The organism is Candidatus Hodarchaeum mangrovi (assembly GCF_975850365.1).
This window is the reverse complement of the sequence record NZ_CDLCQJ010000118.1, coordinates 1-17,933: the sequence shown is the minus strand read 5'-3', so window position 1 is coordinate 17,933 and position 17,933 is coordinate 1. Positions and strand designations below refer to the sequence as shown.

Here is a 17,933-nt window from a genome sequence, read left to right as displayed (position 1 = left end):
AATTATAACCAGCTTAGCACTGTAGCAATGTTCTTAAGAGATTGTTCTTCAATCTGAATGATCTGGATACCTTTTCCGACTTCAATAATAAAATCATCTGTTCCAGCTCCGACCCAAGGCCCTGATTGCATGAATTTAAGAGAAATTTCATGACGTTGTTCTAGAGTTTCAGCTCCTCTTATAACGTCTTTTCCTTCGATTATTATCTGACTTAAACCTTCTATTCCTGAGGTTTCAAGGGAAATTCGTATCTTTAAATGTGTGAGAATAATGGAGGCTTCTTTATTATCACTTATTTTTGTAAATTGTTTTATTAATTTAGCACGAACCGGTTTGAGTGTGATTTGACTTTCATTTGAAATAAAGGGCAAAACCTGATCTTGGAATAATTCAACAGCATACTCCTGAGGTTCAAGAAGAATTATTTTAACAGCTGGAAAGAAAATATATCGATAAATTCTTCTTAAACTAGGAGAACGTGAAGAAAATTCAATTAATACCAATAATGCATTTCTACTTAGCTCTATAACATTTAGGAACGCTTTAGCTTTTGATCCACTTGTATCTATATATTTATCAACTTCAAAGGTCTTAATTCTTCCTTCAAAATTAGAAAATGATTTAATTTTGGGAACTAAATAAGATTCCCACCATATATCTTTTATTTCTAGTATCCTACCAAGTTTTAGTAAATTTCGTAGTTTTGCCTGGGGTAGTGTAGCGAGGATAGATTTGGTTGTTCCTTCATTTGCAGACGAAAATATATTTGAAGGTTCAAGGTTCACAATATTATTTTGCCATTGTTCAATTAACCGTTGGAATAAAGAACTGGGAATGTTTGCAAGCACTTCATAATCTATCTCAATACTCAACAAGAATATCTCCTGTTATTCAGGTGAAAAATTTCTTAATGTTCGATTTCGTCAAAAAAACTTTGTGCTAGTTTATGGAATGCCTCGTTTACATGATGATTCTCTTTAGCTGAAGCAGAAATATGATCTATAGCTTGAATTTCTTTTGCTAAAGCTTCCCCCTCATCTTCTTCAATCATACGATAATCTTCTAGGTCAGCTTTATTTCCAACGAGTATAGTTTTGATTGCAGATTTAGTAGTATCAGGTTGTGAGCAAAATTCCATTAATTCACTATACCAAGGACTTTTGATATTGCTTAGAGTCTCAGAACGGGTGACATCATAAACAAACATAGCTAAATGAGCACCTTTAAAAAACATATGTCGAATAGCAGCAAATCTTGCTTGTCCTCCTATATCATTTATAGAGAGGGTAACAGTTCTTCCATCTTTAAGTTTGACTTGTTTTGAAGAAATATCAAGTCCCACAGTCAATTGATACGAATGTCTAAACCGTGAGTGTACAAACTGACTAATTAAACTTGTTTTTCCTACACCAGGATCACCTAGGAGGACTAATTTAAGTACTAATTTTTGTTTCATTAGTTGGACACCGGATCCAGCTTTATAGCTAATTCTTTTCGCTTCCTTCTGGTTTTGATGAATAAACTAATTTAAAGGTTCTTTAATTCTCTTTCGAAATTGAACATTTAAGTTGTTTGGCAGCAAGTATAAATGATAAAAAGTCCTTCCTAATTCTTTTAAGCTCTATAATAGATTATTAGATTTTTTATTTTCCCTAGAAAGAAATATTCTAAAGATATTTTGAATTTATGATCTAATAAAACCTTTTTTCAAGAGAATTTTACGCATGAATTGAGTATTCAGTCCAAAAGATATAATTAACCAAATCCAACGCAAAGTGTCTATAGATGGAAGAACTCGGGATTTCCTATGTCGAAAGAAATAAACTGTTTGAATGGGTAATTCTTTTATCTTCATATCTAAGAACCATGCTACAAATAATATTTCTGTTTCAAAATCAAAGTTTTTTTTGGACAATCCGTATTGTAGTAACTGTTTTAATCTCTTTGTATTGTAACAACGGTATCCACACTGTAAATCTTCCAATTCCCATTTTAACCAGAATTTACACCAATTTGAGGTTAAAATATTAGATATATAATTAGATTTAGGCATTTTCCTAAAGTCCCTACTTCCTACGAAGATACTTACGTTCTCATCATTCTTTTTGGATTTAAAGAATGATATTAGGTCTTTAGGATTATGTTGACCATCAGCATCAAGTGTTATAATCCATTTATAATGTGGTAAGTACTTTATAATCGCTTTAAAGGCATTTTTAAGTATGTAGCCCTTTCCCACATTTATTTTTGATCTAATAATCCGAATCTGATACTCTTTCGCTATTTGCATTGTACAATCTGTTGAACCATCATCTGCAAGGATGATTTGTTCTCGTGGTACAAACTTCATAACCTTAGATAGGATATCTGATAGATTTTCTTCTTCATTAAATGAGGGGATCAGAATTATAAGGTCATTTGTTATCAAAACATCTCACATATACATTTAACTTGGTCTTTTATTGTTTATCCGAGCTTTAATAGACTTTTTTCCCTTCTAAATATAAATTGTTTTAAAATACACTAATTAACGAATTGATATAATAAAAATTTTTCTTAAATACTTCATTAATCGTCATAATTTTCAATGTTTCAATTTGAATTACATAATTATAAAAAAGTTAGATAAAAGTAGATTATTGAGTTTGAATTGTGCTCTTCACTTTGAAGATGCTTCAGGCTTTTCATTTGAAACTCTTGTAAATCATTTTAATTATTAATGATCAACTCTGTATTTATACCGGTTTTTAAATACGATAAAAGTGATAGCTAGAGGAAGAAGATATATGAGTGATGATAAACCCGATTCTAAATCCGTTTCGAAATTCGTTCGTGAAATGTTAGATCAAGATCCATCTCTTGTCCATGAACTCCAACAACGTAAAACAGCTCAGCGTGAAATTGCCAAAGAGATAAAAAATAAATTGTTACAAGGTGGTCAATTTTCTGATAAGGATCCACTTAAGTTAGAGGGTAATGTTGCTGTTGCTATAACTCGATACCTTAAAAAAATGCGGGAGCAACAAGAAGAAATACTTGGAGTAAAAAGAGTTCAGGATATATTAAAGAAGGGAACCACTGAGGTTACAGATGGTTTGAAACATTATAAAATTCAATTTCACGAAGATGCTGATCCATTTATTGTTGTTAAAGCAATATTAGACTTATTAAATACAAAGGACATCAGTTCAGCATATCTAAATCAGAATAATTTGGGATTATATGTAAAAAAAATGGCTGAAAATAAATTCTTAGATAAAATAAATGGATACAAGGGACTTGATGTTCTTAAACTCCAAGATTCTTTGAGTTTATTGAAACTTATCTTACCTCGACAAGCTCAACAAATCCCTGGAATTCTTGCACATGTCTCTTCTTTATTAGCAGACCAAGCGATTTCTCTTTATGATACATTAGTATCACATCATTCAGACCATCTTCAACTCATATTTGTTATTAATGAACAAAATGCATCAAAAGCTAGAGATATACTTCTTAAGTTAAATAATGATATTCAAAAGAGCTAAAAGGTGGAATATTTTGACTCAAATTAAATTAATTTTGCTAGGTGCTCCTGGATCAGGAAAAGGAACACAGGCAAAATTTATTACAGAAAAATACAATATTCCCCAGATTTCTACAGGAGATCTTCTACGTAATGCTATTAAAGACCAAACTGAGGTGGGAAAAAAGGCTAAGGTTTTCATGGATGAGGGGAAATTAGTTCCTGACAAATTAGTTCTTGAACTTCTGGAAGCTCGTTTAGCTGAACCAGATTGTGAAGCTGGGTTTATTCTTGACGGTTACCCACGGAATATCGCTCAAGCTACAGACTTAGAAAGAATAACTGAGATCGATTTAGTTATAAATATAGAAGTGGATTTTAATCTGCTAGTTGAAAGAATAACTGGTCGTCGAACATGTAAAACATGTGGAGCAATCTATCACATTATTTACAGTCCTCCAAAGAGAAAAGCACTTTGTAATAATTGTTCTGGAGAATTGTATCAACGTGATGATGATACTGAAGAAACAGTTAAAAAAAGACTTAAGACTTATGAGACTCAAACTAAACCTTTAATTGAGTATTTTTTAAAGAAAGGAAAATTAAGAACTTTAGTGAGTGATAGTACAATAGATATGATGAGACTAAAAGTCGAATCATTACTTAAAGAGACTTTTTATTAGAGCTTTTCGATAAATTAAAATAATTGATCAATGTGAGTTATGAGCTTTACTTTTCGTGAGAGCTTCACGGTTCGTGGGTCTCCACTCATTAAAAAAACTAGTTTTTCTCCTTCTTCTAAGCTCGATTGAAGGAGAAAACCACAAATTTCCGCATCAGTAGGATTCTCTGCAAAAAAGATTAATTTTTTTCTTCTCCGAATCAACCCTTTTTCAGCTATTATATCTGGTTCTGCTCCTCTACGTTGTCCTGTTGTTAAGTTAAATCGAACAGTCCATCCTGCTCTTTGAAAGTACCTTCCCGCTTGAGTAGGAATGTTTTCTAATGATATTCTTTCTTGAATTTCTTTATTTTCTGTATCTTCTGCTGTAGTTATATTAATTTCGCTTATATTATCTTCTTCTTGGAGGATACGGTGTTCACGGAATAAATTACTTAGTGTTTCAGCTGAGGGGGAAATACGTCCCTCCTCATACTCTTCCTGAGTTGTTGGAATAGTTTCGGGAATTGCTTCTCTTTCTTCCATTTTTGGTTCAATTGTTGTTTCTTTTACCTCAAATAATTCCTGTAATCTCTCAAGAGAGGGGGGTTTTAATTTTCCAGAAAACTGAGACATTTTTCCAGTTAAACCAATAGAATGATCAATTTCTTTCTGAGATTTCTCTTTGAATTGAGTAAATGTTAATGATCTTTCCTCGAAGAGAGACTCGTATTGTTCTATTAACTTTTCAACTGGTAAATCCAGATCTTTTAATGTAAATCGAAGATTTGTTTGAATTTGCCCTCTCTTTAATGATTTTCTCGAAATTTCTCGAATCTGTGAAATTATATTAGCTATTGAAGGATTTAAATACTCCATTTCTATATTTGAAAGAATTTGAAGATAATACCCAACTTTTGGGAAGTTATTTTTTTCGAGAGAAGATATTAAAAGAAGAAGTCCTGCTCTTATGATGAAAATGTTAGTATCTTCGGTGTATTTATGTTCTACTACCTTTTCAAGTAATTTGTCACGTTTATTAATTTTGTCTAATTTATTATAAATCATGGCTTCTTCATAAAGTGTTTTAGTTGGCCAAAACTCCTTATCAATAAAAGAAAATTTTGATTGACTAAGGTTTATGTAATCTAAGGATTGATTAAGATCGTTATAAGAAATATAATGTTGATAAATTTCGTATGCGATTATTGCTTGAAAATGAGCAATTTCTTTCTTTAGTTTTAAAGGATAATTAATTAAACCTGAGTTTTCTGCAATGTCAACTTTATTAAAAGCTGTTTCAAGAATATTAAGAGCCTCTTCTTTCATATTTTCTTGATAATAAAGATAAGACGAATTTTGATATAGTTCAATCGCTATTTTCGGATTTTCTTCTAGATCACCTGCTATTCTAAACAACTTAGCAGCAGCTGTCTGTTTTTGCATTTTATAGTAAGAATATGCGAGATTTCGTGAGATTATTGAAATTGCTTCTAAGTCTTCAGTTAAAGAACTTTCTCTAGTAAGTTTTAAAGCCACTTTCATTGGAATTATTGAGAATTCATATGCCTTTAAACGTTGAAAATCCAGTCCAATACTCAATAAAATTGCAGCATATCCTTGAGTATTAAATGGTTTGTGGTCAAAAAATGGTTCAATCTTATCTATATTGGTACGAGCTTGCATTTCATCCCCTTTATAGAAAAAAGAAAGAGCTAAATATGCATAAGAAACCCCAATAATATTATTGAGAACTGGAGATTGGTCTGAAGCTAGTTTTATAGCTTTTTGGAAGGAAAAGATAGCTAAAGAATAATCTTCGTTACTAATTGCTAGTTTTCCTTCTTGAATTCGCTGCCCTAACTGTTCTCTAAGACCTATCATGTTATCATTTAATCTAAAGATCACCAATAAATTAAAGCTTTCGTATTTTTTCATTTTTGTACAGAATAAATGTCTTTAATTTTTTGCCAACTAAGCGTTTAATAAACTTAAAAAAATAAGGTTGGATCAAACCAATCAGACCCCACAATGGAGATTTAGGATATAATACAACTATTTATAGAGATTTTCTAAAAGAAAAATTAATCTATCTAAGAAACCTTGATTACGGTGAGCCATATGAACATAATTCGAAATTTATTAATTCTAAGCATTCTTACAATAATAACATTTAGTATTCCAAGTTCCTTAATAATTTACCAGAATTCCCAAACAATTTCTTATTCGAGACAAAATACGCTAAAAGAAACTTATTCAGCAGAAAATAATAACGAACCAATGATTCAATCAAGAATAGGGACTTCTGTGACATCTGGATTAACAACATTAACTACTAATAAAGATATTTATGCTCCGGGTGAATGGTTAGAAATCACTGCTGATAGTAAATATTCTGAGATGAACGGATCATTAGAATGGCAACTAGAATCCCCAATTGATGAGGTTGCTTTTGATTTCAGGAGTAATTATCAGAATATCTTAAAAGATCCTTATTTCGATAATTTATCCGTTCCTGATTGGTATAATGCTAATTTTGATTCTGTAACTGCCTCTGAGGGATATCTTACGTTAACAGAAGGGATGGATGCAGATAAGATTGCTGCAGAAATCTTTTATAATGAAACAACTCTCTTAAATTCAAGTCGTTATTATGTTTCATTTGATTACATGTCAAAGGGAGAAAATCTTTTACTAAACCCAAGCTTTGAAACTGGTGACACAACTGGCTGGGATGTAAATTCATCTTTTGTTCAAATCGTATCTGATCCAGATAATGCAGCTGATGGTTCCAATTATGCAAAAATAAATGGAACTGAAGGCTTTTTAGTAACACAAAACATTACAATTGCAGGAGGACGGACTATTTCTCTTTCTGCTAAAGCTACTGGAAAAACAGAGGCAAATTATTGGAAACTAAGAATTGAGGCATATAATGCTAGTGGATTTAACATTGGCCAAATAGATTCTACTGATTCGAGAACTTTAGTAGAAGATGACCTAGGTTATATCTATAATATGATTCTACGTTGGACAACACCAATAAATTCAAGTTACTTACGGGTGGTCTTTTGGGGAATTGATGCTGGAGCTGCAGCTGATACTTTATATACTGGATGGTTAGATGATTGTTATTTGGCAATTGTACCTCCTAGATTGACATTTTCATACTGGAAAGGAACATCTTGGAAAAATGAAACAATTCCTGACGTAGGTGTAGGCAATCACAAATGGAATTCTATTACCTTTCCAGTTGATACAGAGGCAACCTCTACACCTATTACCAAAACGTTTAGATTAATCTTACCAGATACAAACTCCTATTCAAATAATCAAACTTCATATTGGTTCATTGATAATTTTATTGTGAATTATGCAGTAATAGCTGAAAAAACAACTATTATTGATCCAGGAGCTCCCTTAAAAACTGGAAGCGTTTATTCTACCTGGTTTCATCAAGGCTATAATGAGACATTAGAAAGTAAATATCGTATAAAAGCTGAAGAGGCTGTAAATACTTCTGTGGGTGGAGATAGCACTGCTACAATCGAGTTACAATTGCCTACACATCAGGTGTACTTTGGAACATGGACCTTTGTTTTTATTATCCATCGTGCAGACTCACAAGGTGATTTTATCGACGATAAAACCGTGAACATAACCTATGTAATAAAAGATGAGATGAATTATGTCAAACAGGATCTCTATATATTACGCGGGTCTACGAATCAGACTGCTCCTGATAACACTTCAGATTATCGTATCTATTATGAACAGGAAACTGATCTTCAAACAATTTCACCAGGTGATAATATTACCCTTCTAGGCTACCTTGAAGCTAATTCGTCTCAAGGAGAGTTTTATTCTTTAGATTATCTTATTATTAGTTCTGCAGAGGTAGTTTATAGATGGAATAGTAAATGGACCTCTCGTGAGAACATCACTTGGAAAACTTTTGGTTTTATTCCTTATAATAGTGAAGGAGAAACAATATTAGATGGGAATTTTAGCGATCCTTTTTCAAGGGTTAATACCATGGGATTAAATTTTGAAATTCCTAAGAGAGGTATTTTTGGTAATATAACTGCTAACTTAACTATAACTGTGACATCAACTAGTGGAGGTGCTCCAGTAAAAATTGTAATACCTATTGATATTCCTACAGTTAGGTTTAGAACTGTTGTTGTTGAAGAAAATTTACCTAGAACAAGTTATTATATTACAGAATTATTAGGTGGTAATTTAACTTTAAAATTTTTAAACTACAATGATACACTTGAAGTGAATTATCCTAATCGAAATATTACATCAGAACTAGAAATTCCTATGACAGATCTCGACCTTATCTTCTTTCTGGATGAAACAGCTACTCCTGAAGTAGAAATAAAACAGACATTTCATTTTCACTTTATTGAGCAAACAGTACTTTGGTTAGATCCTGTTAATCCAGCACTCATACCTGGAAACTATAGTTTCAAAGTCCGTTGGAGTACTCCTCATATATTCGATATTCAAGATCAAGCTTATTTGAATATGAGTCTCCATCAAATTACAATCAGTGGTACATTTGAAATTATCTCTTTAGATATTCCCGAAATAAAACAGGGAGATTCTAAAACTATTAATTTTACAGTTCGATTATTAGAAACAGGAAAAAAGATTGGTGGGTTAGATTTATCATGTCGTGTTTCAGGAAATCTTACTTCCGGCAGGTTTATTGCCTATGAAGAGGATGGTGTTTATAAAATTGATCTATCAATCGATCTTGATTCACCACCAGCAACCTACATCATTGATTTATTTTTGGACAAACGGTTAGATCCCATTGGTACTATTAATTTTAAAATAATTGAAAAAACTACAACTGGTTCTGATCAAGATTCAGGTCTAGATATTATTATTTCCCTTCTTGGCTTTGGTTTTTTTGCTCTTGTTGCTGTTATAATTGTATTTGGGATGTTTCGAGTAAATAAAGGACTATAAACGTTTATATTAGTTCTTTCTTTACTTCTTTTTCCTTTTTTTATGATTCAAGATATGAATAAAGATCAGCTAATTGATTGATTGAATAATTAATATCATGGTCTTTTAATGTCTGTTCTCCTTTTTTTTGTAGTATTTGTCGGAGATTATAATCATTTAATAATCGATTGATCTGTTCTGAATAATCTTGGACTGATTTTCCTTTTAAACAATCTATTTCATGGGTTAGCCAGCTGAATACAGGATGGTCATGAACTACAGGGACTAATCCATAAGCGATAGCTTCTAAAAGCGCGATTCCTTGATTCTCTTCCCGACTTACATAAAGAAAAATATCTGCCGCGTTTAAAAGTCCTTCCAGGGTAAACTTAGACACATATCCAGTAAATTGCATGTTTTTCAGCTGTCTGGAGAGCTCAAATTTTTTGCGTAAATAATTTGAGTGAGCGATTGTCCCTAAAGGAAGATATTTTCCAATCCATAGAAATTGTTGTTCTGGAATAGTCCTAGCAACATCAATAAATATATCAGGGGCTTTTCGATATATACATATGCCTACTGTAACAACTAATAGTTGTTTTTCATTAATTCCAAGAAACTTACGCGTTTTTTTTCTCAAATCAAGCTTTTTTCTTACTTTTAAAAGATCAATTCCATTTGAGATTATTTTGATTCTAGAAGGATCATAACCATATCCAAGTAGAATCTTTTTATTGTATTCACTGACAGCAATAAGATAATCAGCATAGGAATAGTATTTCCGAAGATATGGGCTTAATATTGGATCTATTCTATTTGAAAAAAGAAAACTATTCCGAAAATCCTCAATTGTTGTATGTCCAGTCATTAATATTTTATACTTACGCTTTTTTTGTTTTGATAGAATCTTTGCCTTCAAGAAAGATTGGGGTAAAGATGTCTGAAAATGGTATATATCATATGGATGCTGTTCTCCGTTAATATCAGTATGTATTCCGTATTCCTTTAGCTTCTCTGCTAGCCGTACTGCTGAGCTATATACTCCACTACCGATTAAACTTCGTTCCATATCAAGAATAAAATTGACTTTCATTCAGATAGCACTCCGCTAGAAGGATAAGCATTTTTTTACTTAGATTTTTGCAATGGTCTTCAAATAATGATGAAATAGAAACATTTTTGTGACAGAAAATTCAAATTATTTTTTCTAAGTTTGTTTAGTGTAGATTTATATTTATCAATAGTCCATTCATAATCAAAATATTTATGATTCTAAGAACATTTAATGAACTAAGTAGTGAATGAATTCGAAATGTTTGATTCAATGCATGTCATAATTTCTGAAAAACTAAAACTAGTACTGCGTTATGCAGAAAAAGATGATCTAGAATTTATTAGTATTTTATCAGTTTCAGAAATGGATAATGTTGTGACTGAAGCATGGCAAGGAAAATTTAATTGGAAATCATGGTTTAGAGATATTGCTGAGGCAATAGAAGACCAATTTCAGCGTGTTTTTATCATACTAATTGATGAACTCTCAATTGGTTATTTATGGTTGAATGAAGAACCCGAAATCCTTTGGATTACAGGATTTGTAATAGGTGAGAAATGGCAACATAAAGGCGTGGGAAAAGAGATTATGGATTATTTGATAGAAGAGAGTAAGAAAGCAAATAAAAGAGGAATTGAGCTTGGAGTTCAACGTAACAATCTTAAAGCATTAAATTTCTACAAAAAATTAGGATTTAGACCATATGAATATTTAAAATATGCTAATACTGACCTAGTGCGTTTAAGATTGATAGTACCAGACAATTTAACATATTATTAATATTAATGTAAAATCAAAGTTGAATGCTACAGATCGTTTTATCTGTAATTATATCTTTAATTACAACTATCGATCCTTTTTCGAGATAAATAGTTAGGATGGGGATTCCATCTTCTTTTTCAATGTTTAAACGATCAAATTCAGTAGATTTTAGTGTTTCACTTGCCTTAAAAATAATTTCTTCTAATGAATTGGCTACAATATCAAAAGATCGATAACCACGATCAAATGGTACAGCTAAGTAATATTTCTTAGATTGATATTTATTTCTTTGCTTAAAAGTGGCAAAAAAATTCCGAACAGAGAAATCCAAAAGTTTTGCTTGGTCTTCATTCCAAATCTTGGACAAAAGAACTCAACCCTGCATGAATTTGAGATTTATTAGGATATAATAGAATGTTTAGTTAAAAGGTTATTGTATTATTATTGCAAAGATATCTATCATATCCTATCCTATCTTCCTTTTCATGATCTTAAGATCAATGGAGCTCCTATAAATGCAAAATCCTTTGCAATATGGGCAATATCCCTCCTTAATCCTCTCAAATAAATTTCAGTCTTCCATTTTTCAGGGAATATTTCTAGAAGATTAGACTTTATATTACGAATTCCAGGAATCATAATCTGATAATCACTTTGAGGTTTTTCAATAATAATTTCATTTTTAATTTCCGAGGTGAATTCAGAAATAAGGATTCGCATTGGAGAATCAGGAGCATCAAAATTCTCATATCTCTCAGTAGCCTTCTTTAAAAGCATCAAAGATTCTTTTAATGGAAATACTAATTGTGCTAATATCAATCCTCGACCAAAAGCTCGTCGACGTGCCCCATCAATATCGTCCTCTCTGGGTCGGAGTGCATTGAAAGGAAATTCTTGAAGAAAATCATTAATAATGAAATTATGCATAGGAGGGAAGATAAATGGTTCCGTGTTAAAATGGCAATCTAACCATTGCTTTTCAGGTATTAAAAGTCCAGTAATAAATCTTGAATCCGTGGTAATTGCTCTTTTAATCACTGAAAATCTAGTCCAGTATATTCCCGCCCCATATAGAAGAATAAAGGATTCTCCGTTCTTAAGAATTCGTGTGAAGTCCACTGGAACTAAGATAACACTTGTAGTATCTATAAATACTACATCTTGAGTTTTATAATTCCATTTTCCTTTGAAATTATTATCAGCAAAATTAATCCAATCAGATATTACAATTAGAGACTTTAATCTTCCTAAAGCACGAGTAGTTGTATCTAATGAGCTTCTTCGCATTTTTACTTTCATTCCTAGGTTTCACTGAAATGGAATAAATTATTCGATTTTAGGTGATAGATTCTCAATAATAAATGTTAGCTTATTTGTGAAAAATCAAAATCCTATATAGCATCATTTTTCTAGATTCAGGAGAATTTTAGAAAAAAAAAGAAGTTATAGGTTATCTTTTATCAAATCCCATAAACTATTGGTATTGAAAAAAATTCAATCGTAATCGCGTTAATCAGATAAATTAAAAATAACATAATTATAGCGATCCACATTGAAGATTGCCAGACTTCACCTTTTTCAGGGATTAGCAGATATTTAATTAAATATACGATCGCTACAAAGATAAGTACAGGCACTAATCCTGCTGCAGCTTCATTTATGAATGGAAGTGATTGGACAACTCCAACGATTGCACCAATAACTAATGCTACTAGAATTACAATAATTGCTGCGATAACAAGAAGCCTAATGACATAACCTTTATCCATATCCTTCTTACCAATTATTAATCTGGTTCCTAAATATAAAAATATAGCAACAAGGATAATAGATATTATTAGTAGAATTAATGTAACTGGATCACTTAAATCTGCTTGATTTTGTTGTAAGAACATGAGTTTTTCATCACCTAATACTAATTTTAAAGCAAAGATGAATATGTTAATTAAACATATAAATACATTCGCTTCAACTGAGAACGAGCTAGGACTTTTTTGAAGAATGTATTTCTATAGTCTTCTGAAAAGCACTTTCTAATAAAGCAATAAATCCATCCTGAGAAAATTTTAAAGCTGTTTTGTATGCATTTTTTCCCATTGTTTCTCGGAGCTGATCGCTTTCTAAAAAAGTCATTATTGCCTCTGAAAAGGCGGATATATCTCCTGGTTCGACAAGAAATCCATTGTTTCCGTGTTCAATATTATCCAATACCCCTCCACCCGCAACTCCAATAACTGGTAGTTTTTGGCTCATTGCTTCTATTACAGTAAGTCCTTGGGTTTCTGTATCACTTGGGGTGACCATAAATTCTCCCATTTGATAAACAATTGGGAGTTTTGTGTGACTTATAAAGCCTGAAAATGCATAATTCTTAAGATTTAAATCTATAGCCTTTTTTTTATATGAATTTAAATGAGGACCATCTCCAACAATAAGAAGAAATGCAGCGGGATACTTTTCTTCTACTTTTTTAAATGCATGTAAAACAACTTCAAGTTTTTTTTCGAAGGAAATCCTCCCACAGTACAAGATGATACGATGTTCTGGTTTAATCTTGAATCGTTTTTTTAATTCATCTTGAAATTTTACATCTTTCGATGAATCAATAGTTTTTCTAAAGAAGACTCGAGATATCATGTTAGGTAAAGAATAAACTGGAGGGGATACACCGTGTTTAATTAAATCTCTTTGAAGCGTTTTTGAGGGAGTGATAACAACATCAGAGAATCGGTAATATGAACGCACATAGAACCAAACCGCTTGAGAAACTGCTTTAGAAAATCGTTCTGCTTGAAATCCACCAATTAAATGTCCTGAATATCGTACCAAATCTGTATGATATGTATTTAGCAGAGGAAGATCATTGAATACCCTTGCTGATAGGATAGCGCCATAACCTAAAGAAAAAGGTGAATGACAGTGAATAAAATCAAATTTTTCTTTTCTTAAAGCATGAGTAAATCTCAATGTAGGATATGCTATATTATAACCAGGATAGGGAGGAAAAGGAAAGCTTTTTATCTCATAGATTGGTACATCTTCAATTTTAAAAGGAGTGGTTTGCTTTAATTTAGGTACAAATATTACAAACTCATGATTATCACGTAGATTCATTACCTCATTGATAATCGATATAACTACCCCATTTAGGTTTGGTACCCATGAATCTGAAAAGATAGCAATTCTCACATCATCAAATCCAAATTTTTTTATTAAGAAGCAGATACAATTTGATTTTTATTTTGATATTTCTCTTTATAATTAAGAAAATCTTTTAGTAACTGAATAAGTCTTATGGTTCATCTTATAAATAGCGATTTGCGCTCTTCATCGTATAAAGACAAAGATTATACTTTCCATTTGATTAGATCTTTAATGGATAACAACTTGCCTAATTAATTATAATTTACTATAATATCATTGTTTCTATTGAATCAGTAGGTTTTTTAATCTTTTTAAGCTCATTGATTAGATTGAGAGGAAAATCCTGTGGATTTGGATTGCAACCAGCAGCCATTCTATGCCCGCCACCATTAAGCGCTTTAGCTACAAGAGATACATCATAATTTTCCTGTTCTGACTTTTTTACTCTCAGACTTATTTTAAGAGGTTCTTCAGGTGTTTTCATATATACTAATGCAATTATTGCAATATTAAAATGAAATAGAGGTTGAAAAACCTCTTTTGCTAATTTTTCATTGATTTTTCCACGAGTATCAAGGATTAGTATACGTGGAAATATCTGATATTTTTCGATAAATGAATCTATCTTTAACCGTGTTTCTGAATATTCTTTAGCCACTTGCTTATACTGGAAAGCCAACCACTCTGTTTCTAGAATATTCTTTCCTTCCAATGCTAATAAATTACTAATATCCCTCATAACTATATAATTACTGTTATTCAAGTTTAAAATTACATCTAGAGGTTTATATTCCATTGGGAGCTGAGCGGTATCAGCTAAATTTCCAAGCTCACGAATTTGAAGGGCAACAGGATCATCTGAAAACTTTAAATATCTAAAAACTAATTCAGTAGCTGAAGAGGCTTTAGGATTGACTAAATCATCTTCAGACATGCGATTATTTGTTACTAAATCCTCATAATTTGATTTATGATGATCTATATTTATTGATCTCCCAATTTTAGGGAGATCACATGTGTAATCTGGAGAAAATCCTGATTGATGTAATTCTTTCGCTTCTTTAACCGATGCATACTGGATTTCGACATTATTTCCATATTTTCGTATAAAGAGTGCTGCAGAACAAATTCCATCGAGATCAGTATGAGTTACAATAATCATAACTCTTGACCACATTTAAAACAATATTTAGATTCATCTTTATATCGAGGAGTTTTGCAAACTGGGCAAACTGACATTATTTCTAGCCCTTTGTGTTTGGGTTTACTTTTCTTTTTCGACATCTCATAATATAATCTTTGTTCAACGGGTGAGGTCTGAATAGGTTTCCTAGTTGATAAAAAATAATAAACAAGTGCAATAAAGATAAATCCACCTAGCAGGAAGATGGTGAGAAAGTCAGGCATGCTTCCATCGAGCACATAGAATTCTAATACTCCATTTATAGGTACTTCATCCTGAATCTGTAAATTGATCCACAATACCGCACTACCTGGAGCTTTTGGAGTCCATTTAGCAATATAAATATTATTTTTTCTTATGAAGGTGCATTGAGTATAGGATCCATTAGCTTCAATAATTGTACCATTAAAGGATTTTCCCTTAAAATCTTCCTCAGGAAAAGAGATTTGGATTTGTGTTTGTCTTTTAGATTGCGGTGGGTCTGATGTAAGTAAATAGCTATAGCGATTCTGTTGAAATTGTATTAACCACCTAATTAATCCAGTAATTACTTTCAGATTTTCAGGATTCTTTTTATTATATAGTGTTAAATCATCAAATGAAGAAATTCCTCCGAATAACACAATTTTTCCTTTGGAATCTGAATCCTCCCAAAATCCAGCAGTAGGAACTAATTTATTTTCGTTCAAAAGATCGGGTGCAGTTGCTAGAACCCTAGCTCCTTTCGAATAATCAATTGATATTGATGTACCATTATATGAGAATTTCAAGTCATCTTGATCAAAAATCCCATAAGAATTATTAATTTGGGCTGTATTGAAGTGCTTAAACCTTCTATCGATGCTATAATCTGGGTCATTAGCTATTTTTAGTCCATAATCTTGCACCAACCTGTTAATAGAGCTTTGATTAGATAAAATTTCTGTTTCATTATAGATAAAGGATGGATATGAAAAAATCACTAGAGAACGACCTAAAGATATCCACGACTGTATAACGTCTATCTCTACGTCTGATATAGCATGTTCAATATCAGATAGAATGAGGATTTGAGTATTCTGGAGGTCCTCAGTCGTGAGGCCCTGCTTATTAACATTAATTATTGGTCCATAAGGTTTTTGTATCTTCATTCCTCCCCAAACATTAAATCCAAATTCTCTTTCTAAAACAGATTGAAGAATAGTATAACGACCAGTAGGTCCGTCAGGCACATAAATATCATTATCATATCCTTGATAAAATAATATATTACCTCCTGGATATCTATTTTCAATATTAATTGAGAAATTCTTTGGGATATTTTTAGTTATATTATTCATTTTAATTTCAAATTCAAATGTAATATTTCTGGTATAGTGAGACATTTTTAGATCAGGAGGTATAAAAATCGCCAGATCTATAGAATTAAATCCCTTTACCAATGATTGTGAAATATTTGATGTAGTAATATTTATTGGAGATATTAAAGTTGAATTCAAGCTTTTTAAAGATGAATTAAGATAACTAAAAACTGATAATTGATATGTTCTATTTTCACCATTTACTGAATGTCCAAAATACAAAAAATTAGATGAGATTTTTTTTGGAGAGAATGAAATTAGTGGTTTACTATCATTAGTATTTGCCAATAATCCATATGCAGCACTAATATCCAAAAGTCCATTTCCTTGAACTATGGGTGATATATTATTAAGAAATTGAGCTGATTCTTGAATTATAGCCTTTAATAACGTTGGTGAACTTGTTGGAAAAGCCTCTGCTAGAAGTGCGACACCACCAGTAACAAATGAAGCAGCAAAGGAAGTACCTGTGCCCATTATTGATTCATTATTATAATTATATCCAAAAATATTTACACCTGGTGCCACAATATCGGGACCTAGATTTCCAAGAGGACGGGGTCCTAAGGACGAGATCGACGGGATAAAAGTTCTATTTTCGACCATTCCAACTGAAATGACTTCAGAAAAACTTGCTGGAGATTCAATACTCTGTCCATATGGGCCAGAGTTTCCAGCAGCAACAATTATGGTTATGTTTTGAGCTATTATCTCTTGAATTAAGGAATAATTAAATAAATTAAGGTTTTTTGACCCAATTGAACAATGTATTATCGAGACATTCAGAGTTTTTGCTAATTCAAATGCATCATGTAACCATTCTGATTTTATAATCCCAGATTTATCAGTCACTTTAATACTCACTAACTTTGCTTCTGGGGCTATTTTAGCTATTATTGAGCCAACTAAAGTACCATGTCCGTTTAGATCATCGACATCAGAATTATTATTAGTTGTTGAAAATTTACCTATAAGATTTGATATCCAATCGTTATTATCATTTATTCCTGAGTCTATAATAGCAATTGTTATATTTTTACCTGTTAAGTTCTGTTCCAAAGCTTTTGAAGGGTTAACAAGTGAATACATTGTACTAAAATTACTTTCCATATCTTCTAAGCTGTTATACGAGAAAATCAAGTCTGGTGAATTGTCTCTATCCTTAGATGGGGAATCTAAGAAAGGAATTGTCTTTAAGCCAGATTCAACAGATATAGTTTCGTTTAATATACCTATTAAGGGAAAATTTTCTGAATAATTTGTTAAAGTAATCATAAAAAATAGTATTAAGAGTAAAGTTACTCCTTTGCCTTTATTAGTTG

General features: G+C 31.6%; 15 protein-coding genes. 4 read left to right on the top strand and 11 right to left on the bottom strand.

Translation table 11 applies throughout. The features are described 5' to 3' along the window. Positions 1-2 precede the first annotated feature (2 nt). From ACWVCY_RS11585 to ACWVCY_RS11575, 3 genes are all read right to left on the bottom strand, one after another. Positions 3-872 (bottom strand): hypothetical protein, encoded by an 870-nt coding sequence (locus tag ACWVCY_RS11585; RefSeq protein WP_455142986.1) that lies wholly within the window; start codon positions 870-872, stop codon positions 3-5. Between the two features lie 35 nt (positions 873-907). Continuing rightward, positions 908-1,456 carry a Rab family GTPase gene (locus tag ACWVCY_RS11580; protein ID WP_455142985.1) on the bottom strand — a complete coding sequence of 183 codons (549 nt, stop codon included), beginning with the start codon at positions 1,454-1,456 and terminating at the stop codon, positions 908-910. Positions 1,457-1,684: 228 nt separating this feature from the next. Beyond that, positions 1,685-2,428: a glycosyltransferase family 2 protein gene (locus tag ACWVCY_RS11575; protein ID WP_455142984.1), complete on the bottom strand. Its 744-nt coding sequence runs from the start codon at positions 2,426-2,428 to the stop codon at positions 1,685-1,687. Between the two features lie 358 nt (positions 2,429-2,786). Between ACWVCY_RS11575 and ACWVCY_RS11570 the strand changes: the two genes are divergently transcribed. Further along, positions 2,787-3,527 (top strand): hypothetical protein, encoded by a 741-nt coding sequence (locus tag ACWVCY_RS11570; RefSeq protein ID WP_455142983.1) that lies wholly within the window; start codon positions 2,787-2,789, stop codon positions 3,525-3,527. 22 nt (positions 3,528-3,549) lie between these two features. Beyond that, positions 3,550-4,188 carry an adenylate kinase gene (locus tag ACWVCY_RS11565; RefSeq protein ID WP_455143008.1) on the top strand — a complete coding sequence of 213 codons (639 nt, stop codon included), beginning with the start codon at positions 3,550-3,552 and terminating at the stop codon, positions 4,186-4,188. Positions 4,189-4,202: 14 nt separating this feature from the next. Here the strand turns inward: ACWVCY_RS11565 and ACWVCY_RS11560 are convergent, their stop codons facing one another. Then, positions 4,203-6,050: a hypothetical protein gene (locus ACWVCY_RS11560; RefSeq protein ID WP_455142982.1), complete on the bottom strand. Its 1,848-nt coding sequence runs from the start codon at positions 6,048-6,050 to the stop codon at positions 4,203-4,205. Positions 6,051-6,287: 237 nt separating this feature from the next. On the opposite strand from ACWVCY_RS11560, the gene ACWVCY_RS11555 reads away from it, so the two are divergent. Continuing rightward, positions 6,288-9,149 (top strand): hypothetical protein, encoded by a 2,862-nt coding sequence (locus tag ACWVCY_RS11555; RefSeq protein ID WP_455142981.1) that lies wholly within the window; start codon positions 6,288-6,290, stop codon positions 9,147-9,149. 40 nt (positions 9,150-9,189) lie between these two features. Here ACWVCY_RS11555 and ACWVCY_RS11550 read toward each other — a convergent pair whose 3' ends face one another. Continuing rightward, positions 9,190-10,221, bottom strand: a complete 1,032-nt coding sequence (locus ACWVCY_RS11550) for a glycosyltransferase family 4 protein (protein WP_455142980.1) — start codon at positions 10,219-10,221, stop codon at positions 9,190-9,192. A 204-nt stretch (positions 10,222-10,425) separates the two neighbouring features. On the opposite strand from ACWVCY_RS11550, the gene ACWVCY_RS11545 reads away from it, so the two are divergent. After that, positions 10,426-10,962 carry a GNAT family N-acetyltransferase gene (locus ACWVCY_RS11545; protein ID WP_455142979.1) on the top strand — a complete coding sequence of 179 codons (537 nt, stop codon included), beginning with the start codon at positions 10,426-10,428 and terminating at the stop codon, positions 10,960-10,962. A gap of 13 nt (positions 10,963-10,975) precedes the next feature. On the opposite strand, the gene ACWVCY_RS11540 is transcribed toward ACWVCY_RS11545, so the two are convergent. The 6 genes from ACWVCY_RS11540 to ACWVCY_RS11515 all read right to left on the bottom strand — a co-directional run. Continuing rightward, the gene (locus ACWVCY_RS11540) at positions 10,976-11,311 is read right to left on the bottom strand and encodes a hypothetical protein (protein WP_455142978.1); all 336 of its coding nucleotides are present in this window, start codon (positions 11,309-11,311) and stop codon (positions 10,976-10,978) included. A gap of 116 nt (positions 11,312-11,427) precedes the next feature. Next, positions 11,428-12,231: a hypothetical protein gene (locus ACWVCY_RS11535; RefSeq protein WP_455142977.1), complete on the bottom strand. Its 804-nt coding sequence runs from the start codon at positions 12,229-12,231 to the stop codon at positions 11,428-11,430. Between the two features lie 173 nt (positions 12,232-12,404). Next, positions 12,405-12,839: a hypothetical protein gene (locus ACWVCY_RS11530; RefSeq protein ID WP_455142976.1), complete on the bottom strand. Its 435-nt coding sequence runs from the start codon at positions 12,837-12,839 to the stop codon at positions 12,405-12,407. A gap of 88 nt (positions 12,840-12,927) precedes the next feature. Then, positions 12,928-14,133: a glycosyltransferase gene (locus ACWVCY_RS11525; RefSeq protein WP_455142975.1), complete on the bottom strand. Its 1,206-nt coding sequence runs from the start codon at positions 14,131-14,133 to the stop codon at positions 12,928-12,930. A 220-nt stretch (positions 14,134-14,353) separates the two neighbouring features. Next, complete coding sequence (locus ACWVCY_RS11520; RefSeq protein ID WP_455142974.1) at positions 14,354-15,250, bottom strand: hypothetical protein; 897 nt, start codon at positions 15,248-15,250, stop codon at positions 14,354-14,356. Further along, positions 15,247-17,933 (bottom strand): S8 family peptidase (locus tag ACWVCY_RS11515; protein ID WP_455142973.1); only part of this gene is annotated, 2,687 nt, incomplete at its 5' end. The genes ACWVCY_RS11515 and ACWVCY_RS11520, both read right to left, overlap by 4 nt.